The following is a 17185-nucleotide window of genomic DNA, read 5'->3' on the forward strand; positions in this document are numbered from 1 at the left end:
GATGAATACTATTATAGTAGCACCATATTTTTTGTAGAAAATGTATTTTTTCTACAACAGGTAAATGTTTTGACAGTTGTCAACTTGCTTGGATGTCGGAGTAAATCTTGAACATCGGCACGACGACGGCGATGACGATGCCACCGACGATGACGGCCAGAACGACGATCAGTAACGGTTCGATGATCGACTTCAGGCGGTCGGTCGTCGTTTCCACTTCCGTCTCATAAAAGTCAGCGACTTCGGTCAGCATCGAGTCGAGTCGTCCTGACTCTTCCCCAATCGCAATCATCTGTGTCACGAGGGGTGGAAAGTACTTGTTTTTCGCTAACGGTTCATGCATCGGGATACCACGCGACATCGCTTCGTTCGCTGCAGCAATCCCCTTTCGGATGACCCGGTTCGTCACGATCCGTTCCGTGATGTCGAGTGACGTAAGAATCGGAACCGAGGCATTGAGTAAAACGGCCAGTCCACGCGTCATGAGCGCAATCTGTGACTTTTGAATCAATGGACCAAATACCGGAATCATCAGTAACAAACGATCAAAGATGACGCGTTGGCGTTCGTTCTTCAAGTTGAAGTACAGCAACCCAAGCAGGCCAAAGGCAATCAGTAACAACACCCACCAGTAAGCGACAAAAAAGTCAGATACGGCGACGACGATTTTGGTAATCAGGGGAAGTTCACTGCCAAGCTGATCAAAAATCGAAGCAAACGTCGGGACGACATTCAGCATCAAGAAGACGACGACACCGATTGCGACGACCGAAACGACCGCCGGATAAATCAAGGCCGAGATGACCTTCCGTTTGATTTCGTATTGCTTCTGAAGTTGGGTGACGATATTATCGAGTGCTTCCTCCAAGTTACCGCTTGCCTCCCCTGCCATGGCCATACTGACGAAAAACGTATCAAAGACACGTGGATGTTTTTCGATTGCTTGCGAAAACTGGACACCGCTGCGTAAGTCATCCTCGACTTCGACAAGTGCCCGTTCGAGTGGTTTCGAGTCGGTCTGTTTGCGTAGAATCTCCGTCGCTTTGACGATCGAGACGCCGGACCGGACGAGTGTTGCGAACTGGCGGGCATACATGACCAGATGTTCGATTTTGGGTTTTGCCGTTAAAAATGTAATCTCTGTATTTAATCCTTTTGACTCTTGTTTCTCGAGTAACGTCACGGCAATCTGATCCGTCCGCAACCGCTCCGCCGCTTCTCGCTTCGTCAAGGCCGTAATCTTGCCTTTTTTTCGTTTGCCGGTCATCGTTCGACCTTCGTATTTGAAGACTGTCATGGATTCACCCCGATATGTAAGGTGTCGCGGCAGATGCTGGGATCAAGCCACGACTTACTAAGTCTTGTAATGCCATCTGCATCGTCTGCATTCCGTACTGTTTTCCCGTTTGTAAGACGGATTGAAGCTGATACTCTTTCCCGGTCCGAATCAAGTTCGAGACAGCAGGTGTTTCGACCATGATTTCCAGTGCGGCAACACGTCCCGTGCCGTCTGTTCGCGGCATCAAACGTTGCGACACGACGCCGGCTAAGACATTTGCCAGTTGCGCCCGAATTTGATCTTGCTGCTCCGACGGGAACACATCGATGATTCGACTGACGGTCGAGGCCGCCGTCGACGTATGGACGGTCGCAAACACCAAGTGGCCGGTCTCGGCTGCCGTGACCGCGGTCGAAATCGTCTCGAGGTCACGCATCTCACCAAGTAAAATGACATCCGGATCTTGCCGGAGGGCAGATCGTAAGCCGGTCGCAAAACGCGGCGCATCGATGCCGATTTCCCGTTGGTCAATCAGACTTTTCTGGTGGCTATGTAAATACTCAATCGGATCTTCGAGCGTGATGATGCGTTTATACATCGTCTGGTTGATTTCATTGATCATCGCGGCCAGTGTCGTCGATTTCCCGGAGCCCGTCGGACCTGTCACGAGAATCAAGCCATGTGGTTTCGTCAGAAAACGTTTTAAGACCGGTGGTAACGCTAATTGTTCAAGCGTCGGGACTTCGGTCGGAATCGTCCGAAACGCCATCGACAAGGCGCCGCGCTGATAAAAACAATTAACACGATACCGCGCTACTCCCGTCACCCCAAATGAAAAATCAATGTCCCGATCCTGTTTTAACTGCAGAAACATTTCCTCGGTAATAAGGGAGCGAACGAATCCTTCGATGATGATCGGTTTCATTTTGTCTGTTCCGAACGGTGTCAGCGTTCCGTTAATCCGAAAGACCGGCGGTGACCCCGCCGTCAGATGAACGTCAGATGCTTCTTTTTCTTTCGACGATCGTAAGATATCTTCAATTTGGGCACGTTCCATCGTACTCATTCGGAAATCACCGTCCGGAGGATTTCTTCCGTCGTCGTGATTCCTTGTGCGACTTTGGCTAATCCATCAGCCAACAATAAACGTTGTCCTTGTGATCTTACATACATCGTGATTTCACTCTCCGTTGACTGGTTCATGATCATCCGCCGTAAGCTTTCATCCACCATGACGACTTCCTGAATCGCCAGACGTCCCCGGTAACCCGTCATATTACACGATGAACAGCCGCGTCCCCGCATGACGGTTGTCGCTGAAATCCCTTCTTGGGCAAATAATTCTTCTTCCCGTTTCGATAACGGTTGGACTTCGCCACAATCGCGGCACACCCGGCGGACAAGACGTTGGGCAATCAGTCCCGTGACGGATGCGGCGACCAGGAACGGTTCTACCCCCATGTCGATCAATCGAGTGATCGAACTGACGGCAGAGTTCGTGTGTAGCGTCGACAGGACGAGGTGACCGGTTAGTGAGGCCCGGATCGAAATCTCCGCTGTCTCGATGTCACGAATCTCCCCGACCATGACGACGTTTGGATCCTGCCGTAAGATCGAACGGAGCCCACTTGCAAATGTCAGACCGATTTTCGAGTTGACCTGCACCTGATTGATGCCATCGACTTGATACTCGACTGGATCTTCGACGGTGATGATGTTCCGTGTCTCGTCATTTAGTTCATTTAAGGCCGCATACAACGTCGACGACTTTCCGGACCCGGTTGGTCCCGTGATCAAAATGATACCGTTCGGTCGCTTCAGCATCTCACGAAATTGGTGTTCGTTTCGTTCGCTGAATCCGATTTTTGCAATCGAGATGTTGGAGTTCGAACTATCAAGAATCCGAATGACGACTTTTTCGCCGTAGACGGTTGGTAACGTCGACACCCGGAAGTCATACGCGACGCCGTTATACAGAAACTTAATCCGTCCATCCTGGGGTAACCGGGATTCCGTAATATCAAGCTCACTCATGACTTTGATCCGGGTCGTCAAAATATTTTGGATCTGTTTCGGATAGTTGTTTTCCGTCCGTAATTCACCATCAATCCGAATCCGGATCGATAGGGATGTTTCTTGTGGATCCATATGGATATCCGATGCCCGTTGTGAAATACCGTTCTCCAGCATTTGATTGACCAAACGGATGATCGGAGCATCTTCACGGGTCACCGTATCGCGTGATGTATCCGAAATCATCATCTCATCCGACTCGAGCAATTCCCGTAATGAAGAATCAATGTCATAATACTTTAAGATCGTCCGGCGAATTTCGTCGCGTGTCGCAAGCCCTACTTCGATCATTAACCCTGTCTGAAGACGTAAATCATCGATGGCAATCAAGTCCATCGGGTCTGCCATCGCGATGAACAGGCGGTTCCCCTCACGGTAAACCGGGACAAGCGTATGCCGTTGAGCGAGTTCTTTTGAAATCAGTTTCGTCACGGCGACATCGACCGGGTAGTTATACAGTTGGATGACGGGAATCTTAAGTTGATGGTGCAACGCTTCAATCAATTGTTGTTCCGTTAAGTGGCCGAGTCGTAATAACGTGTCTCCTAGTTTTTCCGTCGTCCGCTTGACGGATAACGCTTCCTCGATCTGCGCTTCCGTCACGACACTTTCTTCTAACAGCATTTCACCTAACCGTTTTCGTTTCATTGCCATTTACGTCGTCATCCTTCCGCATGCCATGTTTCTTCTTCGTCAAGTGGCGTCAACTGCTGTTTTTTTTCATCAACGGCACTCGTAATCGCTGTGACGATTAAAATCGTCATCACATATCCTGCGATGACAAACGGATTCGTCATCCAGTCGAACTTCACTAATAAATAAAGCGCAACCACTAATAGCAACGCGGTTAATGACAAAATTACTTTCGTCAATGTCGTCGCGACAAACGGAATTTGAATCGCAAACATCAACCCACAAATGATTGTTGCGAGACCAATGATGATACCCAGCTCAATCGCTAGATCCGTCCAATTCATAGCCATCCCTCTTTTCTTCTAGTATCAACCAACAGCGCCTTCCGTCGAATCATCTTCGACTGGTGACGCCGGGTCCCCGGTCGTCGGCGCGTCTGGTGTATCCGGTGCCGTCGGTTGATCCGGCGTCGTTGGCGTGTCTGGTGTCGTTGTCCCATCATTCGTTGTTCCATCGTTTGTTGTTCCATCCGTTGAATCATCTGTCATCCCATCGGAATTTGGTGTCGTGTCCTCTTCCGTCGTACTATCCGTCGAATCGTCGACGGGATCGTCAGCCGGTGGCGGTGTCACGACAGGCGGTAATTCTTCTTGGCTACTCTTCGTGACGATGGCTGGCGTTGCCGAGTAAAAGTCGAGTGCCAGCAACTGTTTGACTTCTCCTTGATTGGATTTCGTAACGCGATACAATTCAATCGATTTCCCTTCGGCGCCTGATTGGGTATCACTGCTCGTTCCAGCAGATAACGTCGCCGAATACCGGGTAATCGTGCGGTACGGAATCATTTTTTCTGCTTCGAGCACAGCAGTGACCGTCTCTTTGAATGGTGTCCCACGTAGTTCAAGTGTGACATCACTGCCATTTTTCGTTGCGATGACTTGGTAGTTGACGGCTTGTGTGTTCCGGACAGCAAAATCCGTTTTATCATCAATCTTGACGTCGTACCCTAGTGTCAGATCGTCCGGCAGTTGGGCATGTGGCATCCGTTCGACGATCTCAAATGGTGTTTTCGCAAACAATTCGTACAGTTTACTTCCGATGTACGACGCGGCGACAGGGTCCATCCCATACGTCTTGACATTCATCAATTGTCCAGCCTTGATATCAACTTGCGCCATCGCATCAATCATTTGTTCTTCCGCTGCTGAGCGGGTCATGAACGTGACACTTGAGACGACTTCTCCTGCCGGATCGATGGCCGCTGCCGTCTCTGCCGGATCAAAATTACTTTCCTCAAGTTTTTCACTTGTTTTGATTAACCAGGTCTTGAATGTCTTGATTTGCTCGTCTGTATATGTAATCGGTTGTGTGGCTAAATAAGCTTCCGTCGCCGCTTCATCGACGATCACTTGCAACGCGCCGCCCTTTTTTAAGGACGCTGCTTTAATCGAGTCCTCAATCTTAAACGTCACTAGCTCGGTTGGGATCGGTAACGTCTCTTCCCCCGTCCCGACCGTCAACGGTGTTTTTTTCGACCAAGAGGTAACCGCTTCTTGGACTTTCGGTTTTGCTTCTTTACGTGTCAAACCACTGACCGGTACAGAACCGATTCGGGCCGTCTCCGAAAAGTTTTCAGCGACTGTTGCTTTTCCGGTAAAGGAAATCAAGGCAAACGAAGGAACATAGATTAAGGCAATTAAGGCGACTAACAACAACGTATGTACAGCAAAACGTTTTAAATTTATCATCATCTGTTTCCTTTCCGTATGAAATAACCATTTCAGGTGTCTAGTATTTCCATTATAATGAATATTATGATGAAACATAAGTCCTACCTGACAAATACTTTCTTCATGTGTGAATACATACCGTTTTTCATTTTCTAGTTCAGACATCCTATTGATTCAGACACGAGGTGAGTCCATGCAAGACAAGCAAGATGGGTTTTCGTTAATTGAAGTGTTAGTCAGCATTACGATTTTATCGATTATTTCCGTATCTTTAATCAGTATCTTTTCACAGTCCCTTGCAGCGTCACGGGATAGTACCGAATTGACGTTTGCCAATTACTTAGCGAAGAATGCCGCCTCCTACATCGAGCGAGAAGCCATCGAGACAGAATCCGGCCCGTTTGTTTTTGATGATTTGAAGGAACAAGCACAACAAACGATTTATCAGAATGGTACTTTTGAAATACCGACGCCGAACACGCCGTCATGTGGTGTATCGGCTATTTGCGACTCAATCTTCAACGATGCTGAAATAAATAATCTACCGTTCGATGTGAAGTTCAGTGTCACGCCTCATAAGATTAATGGTGAAAACGATCCAAATCTGCTTGATCTGTATATTTATGTCTATCCGGACGGACAACCGGAGCCGATTACGTCTTTGAAAGGATCGATCACCAATGCGACGCTTAATCAAAGTTTTCCCTCAACGAAATGATGGATTTTCGCTCGTCGAGCTGCTTGTCGCCATCGTCATTGCTGCTATTTTCAGTGCCGTCATTTTGACGGTATTCATCTCCGGGACAAAAAGTTTTCAAGCAACCGGTATCATCAGTGAATTGCGGAGCGAAGCAGACAGCTCGGTTGGTTTGATATTAAATGAAATCACAGGGTTTGATGCCATCCGGATCGACCAAGCAAACAAACTCGCATTCTACAAAAAAACGTTGCCAAGTCTCAGTCAAACAACCGGCTTACTTGAACGGTCGGCTGGCTTCGTCCCGTATAACGCGAATCAAGAAGATGTGGTCGAGCCTGTTACATATAAATTCGACGATAAACAAACAGAACAAACGACCTTGATTTATAACAGTCCAGTCGAAATCATCAATGAGCAGACGAGCATGCAAAAAGCGTTTACCCTGTCACGTCCGGAAACGGTCACGATTACGACAGGGGATTACCCCGGTGTCTATGTGGTCCACGGTATCTTAACGATCACGTTGACCATTCAGTCCAACGATCAAGAAGAAACACAGACACTTACGAGTACGATTGGCTTCTAAGGCAGAAAGGATGACTTATGCGAAAATCCGAAGAAGGTTATACCTTATTATTTGTATTGGTCACACTGACCGTTCTATCCGTGCTGGCAGTCGCGACGATTGGAATCAGTCTTCAATCCACACGACTGACAGAAATTCGTGGGACGAACATCGAAGTCGAATCAGCGACACAAAGTGAATTGAACCAAGCAATCGCCGCCTTGCAGCAAATCGTCGCGACGACCGACGGCATTAATCCGTCCAGTTCTTCCAAGGAACTGTTTGCCGATCCGAAAAATCGAATCATTTTACCACTGGCAACGTCAGCCCCCAATGTCACCGTTGAATTAAATGAAGCCGCCTCGAATGTCCGGGTCAAGGCATTTGATTTGACCGCCCAAGTGGAAGAAACAAAAGGTGACCAACCGACCGTCCGAAAAACGTATTCCCAACGTGTCTACCTATCGGCGATTCCCAGTTTTCTTTATTACATTTTAGGTTCCGATAACCAGGTGATTCTAAATGGCGCGCCACGCATTCAGGGAAATGTCTTCTCACGTAATCCGTTGCAAGTCTCAGCAAGTCCAAATTTCATTTATAATGGCGCAACAGGTACCTACACTGATAAAAATGCCCGGTCCTATATTGATGGTCAGGTTAAAGTGTTTCAACCAAAGGATCAGCCGTTACTAACTTGTCGTGACTTCATCACGTGTGACAGCTCGGTGTTTGATCCGACAGTCAAAACTGATTTGATTGCTACCAAAGAATCATTAGTTCCATTTGATTTCGAGTTTGCCTTAAACGATTTTTTAGACATTCCGAGTACGACACCACTTGCGACAGTAGCAACGTATTTACGCACTCAACCCATCGAACAAGCGATTTTGACAGGACCATTTTTAAATGAACTCAGCACGGATAAACAACTGATTCGACCTGCTCCGACAGAAAACAATACGGTGACGATTACGGACGACATCGTCAAAGCATCGACTGAACCGCTCATCATCGATGGCAACTTGACGATTTCTTCGCTCAATCCGATTGATCAGCCTCTCGAAATCAAACGTCCCATCATCGTCCTTGGTAATTTATTGATTCGGGGCAATGTCAGTTTTGCGACGACGATGTTTTCAACCGGGACAAGTCGTCTTGACGATGCGAATATCCAAGGCATTACGAGTTCGACCAGTCAAAACACGTTGATTTTACTCAGTAAGGGGAGTCTGACGATTAACCGGGTCAATAAATTTTCAACACCACAGACTACAAAACCTGACATGAGTGCTTTTTTATACAGTGATGATACAAAACTGAATCGGATTTATTCCGTCGGTTCGACGATGAATCTGCAAGGTGGCATTTTCACAAAAGGCAGTCTTGAAGTCAATGCGTACCGGGGTACACTCGATTTACCGGAAAACAGTTTCCCGCAAGACGTTCGTGCACTCGAAACCTTAATGAAAACGAAACAGGCAGCAGATGCGGAAAAGTCACGGCTTCGTTTGACCTATGATGCCAGTGTGCTTCAAAATCCAACGGCGATGCTACCACTCAGCCGTGCCGTCCAGCTCTATGTCGAAACACCAAAACGACTTCCATGACATACAAAAACACGACATCCTTGAACATGAGGGTGTCGTGTTTTTGGTTACTGAAATGATTGTGCTCCATAGGCTGTTGCTAATTTCTTTACTTGTTTTTGACTCACTGATGCCCCACTTATTTCTAACAATTGATACAAGTCTGTCCGGTTTTGTTTAACCGTCTCATAAATCGGTGGATCGGTTCCCTTGTCCGGTTCAGCACCCGCCGCAAGGAGCAGCTCGATTGCTTCTTGATTTTGGTCGACTGTCGCATAATAAAGCGGTGTATGACCAAATCGATCCAGTTGATTCAACTGACTTTTGGAAGCTTGTTTGACGAGTAACGCATAGGCATCAACAGAACGATTGATGCTCGTTGCGACATGTAGGACATTTTGTTTGTTCGCATTCACTTGTTTTGTTGAAGCCCCTGCCCCTAACCATTGTTTGACGATATCGGTTGGCGCGAACTGAGCGACATAAAACCAATTTTGTTGATTTTTAGCACTTGCCCGATTTAGCAAAACAAGTGCTTTATCGTATTCGAGTGACTCTTGAAACTGTCGAATGTATCGATTACGATCTTTCGTCGACAAACTGACGTCTTCGACGGCTTGTTCCAATACTTTTGGACTTTTGGACGTTAGGCTGTCTTCAAACGTTTGTTGATTTCGATAATCGACTAACAGATACGTCGTTGCTCCGATTCCAATCAAGAACAGGAGAACGACGATCATGATTTTTTTTCGTGTCACGTCGCTTGCTCCTTTTTAATACACATCGGTATCACTTTCTCCTGTCGATCCTTCAGATGAAATCGTCACTTTAAACGTCGTCGTCAACGGCTGTTTCTCCGTCGTTCCTTCTTTGATTACTTCAAAGATGTCTTTATTTTCTTTTAATGCCGTGACTTTAATTCGTGCGACGCCTGGTCGAAGTGCTTTTAAGGTCTGAGCGGTCGCATCCGTCTTGACGTATTCTTTCCCTTGTAAAACTTCCAAACGATAGAAACGTTCTGTTGTCGTGATGGGTAACCAGTTGAGGAGTGGACGTTTTTGATCATCCTGTAACGTCATCGTCAAATCGTTTGCCGTCAAGGTCACTGGGTTTTCCCGCACGTTAATTTTCGTAATGGCGCGTGTATCCGGGAAATCTTTTAACTGTAACAGCGCATCTACTGGTCCCGCCGGTGTGCCTTTGATTCCTTTGACGGTATATCCTGTATTGGTCTCTATCAATTCAATCGCATCACTGACTTTTGAGAGGACATACGGCAAACGAATGTCTGGCGCGAACGATGCAGTCACGTTTTGTGTCGTCCCGGCCCATAGTTCAAGATTACTTGGGCTGACAGACAGTTCCGGTACCTTGACTTCAATCGTATAGACTTGAGATTGTGCTAAATACGTCGCCGTTCCAGTTGACGCTGGAACAACGGCTTTGACCGTCATTATGCCAGGTTTGAGTCCTGTCAATGTTAACGATTCCTGATCAAGTCCTTTTGCCTGCGCCAGTGTATCATTTGTAACGATCCATTTGATCGGAGCATCGGTTCCCGATAACATGATGGCGTCACCGGTCATCGACTTCGTCTGACCGACATACAAAACGCTTGGTACATCGCGGACAATCAATCCACCAAACACGTCATTCACTGTCAGCTTCGAGGTCGTCACCAACTCACGTCCGTTTGCGACCGGAACGATCAATTTAATATCCGTCGTGCCGATTTTTTTCGGGATGATGATCCCTTCTTGATTAATCGAAGCTATATTCGAATCTTCAATCGACCATCTTAACGTTCCGTATTGACTACCAGCTGGGCTGATTTCCGGTAATACTTTATACGAAGGAGTATTGATATCGATCCGAACCGCTGGAATTTTTGCCTCCGTCGCATATCGTGTCGATAAAGCATACCCGAGTGTCGGGAAAGCTTGTGTGTCGTTTACAACTGATTTTGATTTATCGACCCCATTTTTCTTGTCACGATAAACGGTTTTCGTCGAACTCATCGTATTATCTTTTTTATCAAACACGTGAACCCCAGCCGCATCCTTCGCCCGGACTTTTACAGTAAAGGTCAACTCGGACGGTTTTGCGATCCAGAGTCCTTTTTGAACACCTGCGATGGCTTCGTCGTATTCGATATCCGGAACATCACCCGTTAATGTTTGATTCACAATCTTCACGTTACCGAGTCCAGTCGTTGAGACGACCTCGACATTTGTCGGGAAGTTTTCGCTAAACAGGATATCTTCCATCGTGACAGAGAATTGACCCATGATATACCCATTGTTTCCGATGGCATCTTTTTGAGACATCGGGCTTGTTCGAATCGTATACGTGATATCTGCCGTTTCTCCTTGCGGGATCGTCGCGGGATCAATCGAACGGGATAATGTGAAGGGAGAGGATGCAGACGGTTGGACGACTTGGATCGTCCGCTCTTCCACCGTTTTAGCACCACGCTGGTCTTCTGCCTCGATTCGAATTTTCGCAGATGTTTTTCCTGCCAGTTTTCCATTAAACGTTTCACTGACAAATGAATTATTCTTTAATTTATCGTTCTCATATACCTTTTCATCATCAATATAGATTCGGGTCTTCAGTTGTCGGTCACGTAAATCATAATCATTGACTTTATACGAAATCGTCAGCGGTTCATTGTCTAAATAACTTGCTTGGCTGTCCGGCAAGATATTTTTAAGGAGCGGTTTGTGATTCGCTCCAATGAAGGCACGATACATCGTATTCGAGAACAATTCTTTTTCTTGTTGTTGGTTGAATGTCGTAGTATGCCCTGCACCAGAATACGTGACATTCCCTTTTGTATACATATAATAATGATTTCGGGCGTCACCAATTGTTCGTCCAGCTGACTGGTTGGAATCGGCAACACTATTTTCACGAATGTTGTACCACGGGATTAAATCTGGTTGTTCAAGATCAAGTCCAAAATATTGATTATGCGTCGTTGCGATTTTGACATCGTTTCCTAATGTAAACGGATATGAAGTCATGACACCCTCATTTTGTTTAACCGCTTGCCCTGACGTTCGAGGCGCACCGTATCCCATATTCGTAAAGTTTTTTTGCCCCGCCAGTCCAGCAAACTTCTTTTCCCAAAACAGTTCAGGGCTTGCCGATTGACTCGGGCGGAAAATCGTATCATGAGACAACATCAATCCTTGCCCCGTGTTCGTAAACCCAAGGATTGCATTTGAGGCATCATCGCTCAGCGATGCCGCTCCATACGAATCTTGGAACCCGAAGATCAGCATATCGTACGCCGTATTTAAATTTTTAGACGGATACGTTTTATTGAATACATCTGCTGTGATGACTTCGACGTTAAAGTCATAAAAACCATCTTGCTTCAGTAACGTTCCCGTATTCATGAATCCATTGATCGATCCAGTCGTACCCGTTCGCGTCACTTGAAGGATCTTCGCTTCCGCGACCTGATCCTTCATCAAAAAGCTGCCGGTTTTATAATCGGTCAAACCGTCACTGCTTGATACACGAATCATCCAGTTCCGCGGACCGGTGTAACTTGGCGCGTCAAAGTTATAGCTTAGCGTGCCGGTTTTCCCTGCCGGTTTCTCATCGACTTTTTCTGACTCTTCAAATTGATCGTTGCTGTCAAAATCAATATACAATTGTGCGAGCTGATTCGTATTGTCCACGCTCGTCGTATACGTGAAATCAATTGGTACGTTCGGAACAGCTGTTGTCGCTTTATCAACTCCGGTCAATGCCGTTCCCTGTTGCTGAACAGAGACACGTTCGAGACGGGGACGAATGATTTTTTGTACCTTCAATTTTGTTATGACCGCCGTCATATCGGTATACGTAGGGATACCTTTAAAGACTGCATTAAAATTACTTGACGTCTGCGCCAAAACATCCTGATGTAAAAAGACCGGTAATCCTTTTTGGATATAAGCACCATAGATTTCATTCGCCTTCAGCTTTGTAATATCATTTTCGATTTTATTCGTATTATGATTTTTTTTCGTATCCGAGATTGTCATCGAATAGCGGTCTGTTCCTGAAAAGGCAGACGGATCAAACACAATCGCATCAAATGCACCGTCTAAAGGAAAACGCGATGCATTCAATTCTTTGACTGTCATCATCTTGATCTCGAACTGATTTTTGTCAAGACCCGTCAACATCGAATTCACTACTGTACTCGGATCAATCCGGTTCGTCGCCGACCAGGCATCCCGCACTTCCAGAATCCTAAACTTCTCTCCAGTTGCAGCTTTTGTATGTGGTGGTTGTATATACGTAATACTGGTAAAGATCAATAGACTGACTAAAAACAGACGTACCCAACGCTTCATTTCAATCGTCTCCTCGTCATAAGATCATAAAATCTAGGACTATATTACCCCACCTTTAGTATACAAGGACTTTTACTGTTTCCCCTTTTTTGTAAAAGACTGCTCCTTTAGTAATGCGCGGACCGTACTGATGAAATAGAGCGATCCCGTGACGGCCAGCGTGTGATCCGCTGTATCCACCTGTTTGAAAAAATGTTCGAGTTCTATCACATTTGCCCCGTCCGCGGTTAGTTCTTCTAACGTCCGCGCCCGTGGAAAATCAAACGTCGTCTCATAGATGTCTGGTGTCACTTCCCGCAACTGGTTGAGCATTGCTTCCCGGTCTTTATCCCGCAAGATCGAACACAACACGATGACCGGCTTCGTTTCTTCCTTCAATCGCTCGACGAGTGCCGTGACACCTTCCGGATTATGGGCACCATCCAAGACAATCCGTGGTCGACGCGAGATGATTTCAAACCGCCCTGGATGTGTCGCATTACGTAGCCCACGCCGGATCGCCGTCTTCGACCAGCCCAGTTGTTTCGCACAGATGACGGCGTTCGCCGCATTGTGGACTTGATGAACACCTTCAAGCCCGAGTCGTGTCTCGGGAATCCCTTCATAGGTCGCCCACGTCCCCGTCGCATTCAACTGGTAGTCACGAATCACTTCCTGGCTCCACGTTAAAGTCGCTTGTCGATCGCCACAATAGGCCATCAACGGCACCGTCAATTCTTCTTGCAGTTTACCCGCAATGACGTTCGTTCCTTGTTTGATGATGCCAAACTTCTGTAACGCAATCTCTTGGAGCGTATCTCCGAGAATTGCTTGATGATCATGTCCGATTGACGTGATAATGGCCGCTTTCGGTTGTTTCAGGACATTCGTCGAATCGTACAAACCACCGAGTCCAACTTCATAAATCACGAAATCAGGACGAATCCGATCAAAATGATAAAAGGCAAGTGCCGTCAACGCTTCGAATTCTGTTACAGTCCCAATCGTCGGCTCTAAGTTTATGATCGCTGCTTGCACGGCGATGGCGGCTTTGACAAGATCCGCTTCACTGATCGGGACGCCGTTTAACATGATTCGTTCTTCGAATTGAATAATATAGGGGGAAGTAAACGTCCCGACCTGAAGTCCTTCCGCCACTCCCATCTCGCGTAAGAAGGCGACCGTCGATCCTTTCCCGTTTGTGCCCGCGACATGAACTGTCGGAATCGTATCGGGATCAATCTGTAATTCTGTTAACAAGGCTTGCATTCTGCTCAGTCCCGGTTTAATACCAAATGCCAGTAATGCCGATAACCATTCGAGCACATCTTCCCGTGTTCTCACGTTTGATTCACTCCTTCAAAAAAAGTGACTCAAGAAAACTTGAGCCACTGTTAAGATTATTTTGCGAGTTCGCTGATCCGGACTTCGACTGCCGCCCGTTTTTCTTTATAGTCTTGTGCTTTTGCTTGTTCTTCTTCAATGACGTGTGCCGGTGCTTTCCCGACGAAGCCAGGGTTGTTGAGTTTTTTCTCGACCCGTTCGACTTCTTTTGTATATTTGACGAGTTCTTTGTTCAGACGGGCGATTTCTTCTTCGATGTTGATCAAGTCAGCTAGCGGAATGAACAATTCGGCTCCCGTCACGATCGCACTCATCGCTTTTTCCGGTGCTGTCATATTCCGTTCGACGAGCAACTCCGACGCATTCGTGAACTTTTTCAAGTACGACAGATTTGTTTCTAAATCATGCTGGACTTGATCGTCACTCGTTGAGATCATCAACTGAATTTGTTTCGACATCGGTGCGTTGACCTCTGCCCGGATGTTCCGGACTGAACGGATGACGTTCTGAACGGCTTCGAATGCCGGAACAGCTTTCGGGAAGTCGAGTGCATCGTTCCGTGTCGGCCAAGCGGCACGTGTGACGGTTTCGCCTTCATGCGGTAAGTGTTGCCAAATTTCTTCTGTGATGAACGGCATGAACGGATGCATCAGACGCATGATTTGATCGAGCGTATACGCAAGAATCGAACGTGTCGTCAGCTTCGCTGCTTCGTCCTCACCGTTTAACGGTAACTTCGCCATCTCGATGTACCAGTTACAGAAATCTTCCCAGATGAAGTGATAGAGGACACGACCGGCTTCACCGAACTCATATTTATCCGATAAGCGCGTCACATCGTCAATCGTCGTGTTCAGACGCGTCAGGATCCATTGATCGGCCAGTGATTTTTCACCGGTCAAATCGATTTGTTCGTACGTCAATCCATCCATGTTCATCAACGCAAAACGGCTGGCGTTCCATAATTTATTCGAGAAATTCCATGTCGCCTCGATTTTTTCCCAGTAGAAACGTAAATCATTCCCCGGCGTCGAGCCTGTCGTCAAGAACCAGCGGAGCGAATCGGCGCCATATTTTTCAATGACATCCATCGGATCAATCCCGTTCCCTAGTGATTTCGACATCTTCCGTCCTTCCGAGTCGCGAATCAACCCATGAATCAAGACATCGTTGAATGGACGTTCGCCTGTGAATTCATACGATTGGAAGATCATTCGTGAGACCCAGAAGGCGATGATGTCGTAACCTGTGACGAGTGTCGACGTCGGGAAGTACTTCTGATAATCAGCAGACCCTTCGTTCGGCCAGCCCATCGTCGAGAACGGCCAGAGCGCAGAAGAGAACCATGTGTCGAGGACATCATTATCCTGTTCCCAGTTTCCGATGTCAGCCGGTGCTTCCTTGCCGACGTATACTTCGCCTGTTTCTTTATGGTACCAAGCCGGAATCCGGTGACCCCACCAGAGTTGACGGCTGACACACCAGTCCCGGATGTTTTCCATCCAGCGGACATATGTGTTTTCAAAACGTTGTGGAATGAAGTTGATTTTGTCTTCGCCTTGTTGCTCTTGCAGTGCTTTTTCTGCGAGTGGTTCCATTTTGACGAACCATTGGAGCGACAAGTAAGGTTCGACGATGGCATCCGACCGCTCAGAGTGACCGACGGAATGCAGATGCGGTTCGACCTTAATCAAAACACCTGACTCTTTCAGATCTTCGACGATCTGCTTGCGACATTCGAATCGGTCCAGACCTTCGTATTTACCCGCGTTTTCGTTCATCGTTCCGTCTTCGTTCATGACGAGGACACGTGGTAATTCATGACGGTTCCCGACTTCAAAGTCATTTGGATCGTGTGCTGGTGTGATTTTAACGACCCCTGTCCCAAACTCCATATCGACGTACTCATCGGCAACAATCGGAATTTCCCGTCCGACGATTGGCAACGTGATCGTTTTACCGACCAGGTGTGCATATCGTTCGTCCTTCGGATTGACGGCAATCGCCGTATCCCCAAGCATCGTCTCCGGACGTGTCGTCGCCAGTTCGACGTGACCGGATCCATCCGTCAACGGATAACTGAAGTGATAAAACGCCCCTTCGATGTCTTTATAGATGACTTCGATGTCGGAAATTGCTGTTTTCGTCGCCGGGTCCCAGTTGACGATATATTCGCCGCGATAGATCAGACCTTTTTCGTATAACTTAACGAATACTTCTTGTACTGCTTCCGACAAACCTTCATCGAGTGTGAACCGTTCGCGTGAGTAATCGAGTCCTAGACCAAGCTTCGACCATTGTTCGCGGATCGTCGACGCATATTCTTCTTTCCAGGCCCACGATTGCTCAAGGAATTTTTCGCGTCCCATCTCGAGACGTGATTTCCCCTCTGCCCGAAGCTTTTGTTCGACTTTCGCTTGTGTCGCGATTCCCGCGTGGTCCATCCCCGGCAGGTACAAGACGTCAAACCCTTGCATCCGTTTCATTCGCGTCAACATATCTTGGAGTGTCGTATCCCAGGCGTGACCGAGGTGCAATTTCCCGGTGACGTTTGGTGGGGGGATGACAATCGTGTACGGTGCTTTTTCCGGATCTTGATCGGCTTTGAAATATTCACCTTTCATCCAAAAGTCGTACCATTTTTCTTCTGTCGCCTGCGGATCATATTTCGTTGGCATTGATAATTCCTGCATCTAAATCGCTCCTTTAATCCATAATAAAAACGGCTTCTTTCGTCCTCATCTAAGGACGAAAGAAGCCGTTGCTCTTCCGCGGTACCACCTTAGTTCACTCTAAAAACAGAGTGCCCTCTAGACCGCGTAACGTGCGGCAATCCGGATCTCGCTTGCTTTTGCTTACGAGACCAGCTCGTGGGGTGACCTTCGTCAGGACGTCCTGTCACATCTCTCAGCCAATGGATGTGTTCTCTCCTACAGTCCGT

General features: G+C 47.2%; 12 protein-coding genes. 3 read left to right on the forward strand and 9 right to left on the reverse strand.

What is annotated here, in order from left to right:
* Nucleotides 1-79: 79 nt before the first annotated feature.
* From KNQ13_RS00610 to KNQ13_RS00630, 5 genes are read right to left on the reverse strand one after another with little or no spacing between them, the layout of a single operon-like run.
* Nucleotides 80-1297: a type II secretion system F family protein gene (locus tag KNQ13_RS00610; protein ID WP_209547891.1), complete on the reverse strand. Its 1218-nt coding sequence runs from the start codon at nucleotides 1295-1297 to the stop codon at nucleotides 80-82.
* 4 nt (nucleotides 1298-1301) lie between these two features.
* Entirely contained in the window at nucleotides 1302-2345 is a 1044-nt protein-coding gene (locus KNQ13_RS00615; protein ID WP_014970916.1) for a type IV pilus twitching motility protein PilT, read from the reverse strand.
* Complete coding sequence (locus tag KNQ13_RS00620; RefSeq protein WP_026829953.1) at nucleotides 2342-4006, reverse strand: GspE/PulE family protein; 1665 nt, start codon at nucleotides 4004-4006, stop codon at nucleotides 2342-2344. The genes KNQ13_RS00615 and KNQ13_RS00620 overlap by 4 nt, the downstream gene beginning before the upstream one ends.
* An 8-nt stretch (nucleotides 4007-4014) precedes the next feature.
* On the reverse strand, nucleotides 4015-4329 hold the full coding sequence (locus KNQ13_RS00625; RefSeq protein WP_014970918.1) for a hypothetical protein: 315 nt from the start codon (nucleotides 4327-4329) through the stop codon (nucleotides 4015-4017).
* Nucleotides 4330-4353: 24 nt separating this feature from the next.
* Nucleotides 4354-5733, reverse strand: coding sequence for a VanW family protein (locus tag KNQ13_RS00630; protein ID WP_026829954.1), 1380 nt, complete (start codon nucleotides 5731-5733; stop codon nucleotides 4354-4356).
* 175 nt (nucleotides 5734-5908) lie between these two features.
* On the opposite strand from KNQ13_RS00630, the gene KNQ13_RS00635 reads away from it, so the two are divergent.
* Genes KNQ13_RS00635 through KNQ13_RS00645 form a run of 3 tightly spaced genes read left to right on the forward strand, consistent with a single transcriptional unit; the run spans nucleotide 5909 to nucleotide 8587 of the window.
* Nucleotides 5909-6433, forward strand: coding sequence for a prepilin-type N-terminal cleavage/methylation domain-containing protein (locus KNQ13_RS00635; RefSeq protein ID WP_014970920.1), 525 nt, complete (start codon nucleotides 5909-5911; stop codon nucleotides 6431-6433).
* The gene (locus KNQ13_RS00640) at nucleotides 6396-7001 is read left to right on the forward strand and encodes a PilW family protein (RefSeq protein ID WP_026829955.1); all 606 of its coding nucleotides are present in this window, start codon (nucleotides 6396-6398) and stop codon (nucleotides 6999-7001) included. The genes KNQ13_RS00635 and KNQ13_RS00640 overlap by 38 nt, the downstream gene beginning before the upstream one ends.
* A gap of 17 nt (nucleotides 7002-7018) precedes the next feature.
* Nucleotides 7019-8587 (forward strand): type II secretion system protein, encoded by a 1569-nt coding sequence (locus KNQ13_RS00645; RefSeq protein WP_014970922.1) that lies wholly within the window; start codon nucleotides 7019-7021, stop codon nucleotides 8585-8587.
* 47 nt (nucleotides 8588-8634) lie between these two features.
* Here the strand turns inward: KNQ13_RS00645 and KNQ13_RS00650 are convergent, their stop codons facing one another.
* From KNQ13_RS00650 to KNQ13_RS00665, 4 genes are all read right to left on the reverse strand, one after another.
* Nucleotides 8635-9324 (reverse strand): ankyrin repeat domain-containing protein, encoded by a 690-nt coding sequence (locus KNQ13_RS00650; RefSeq protein ID WP_014970923.1) that lies wholly within the window; start codon nucleotides 9322-9324, stop codon nucleotides 8635-8637.
* A gap of 15 nt (nucleotides 9325-9339) precedes the next feature.
* On the reverse strand, nucleotides 9340-12921 hold the full coding sequence (locus tag KNQ13_RS00655; protein ID WP_026829956.1) for a DUF5057 domain-containing protein: 3582 nt from the start codon (nucleotides 12919-12921) through the stop codon (nucleotides 9340-9342).
* Between the two features lie 72 nt (nucleotides 12922-12993).
* Entirely contained in the window at nucleotides 12994-14244 is a 1251-nt protein-coding gene (locus KNQ13_RS00660) for a bifunctional folylpolyglutamate synthase/dihydrofolate synthase (protein ID WP_026829957.1), read from the reverse strand.
* Nucleotides 14245-14300: 56 nt separating this feature from the next.
* Nucleotides 14301-16937 carry a valine--tRNA ligase gene (locus KNQ13_RS00665; protein WP_209547890.1) on the reverse strand — a complete coding sequence of 879 codons (2637 nt, stop codon included), beginning with the start codon at nucleotides 16935-16937 and terminating at the stop codon, nucleotides 14301-14303.
* Between the last annotated feature and the right edge of the window lie 248 nt (nucleotides 16938-17185).

Source organism: Exiguobacterium sp. s128 (assembly GCF_018618815.1).
Taxonomy (GTDB): Bacteria; Bacillota; Bacilli; order Exiguobacteriales; family Exiguobacteriaceae; genus Exiguobacterium_A; species Exiguobacterium_A antarcticum.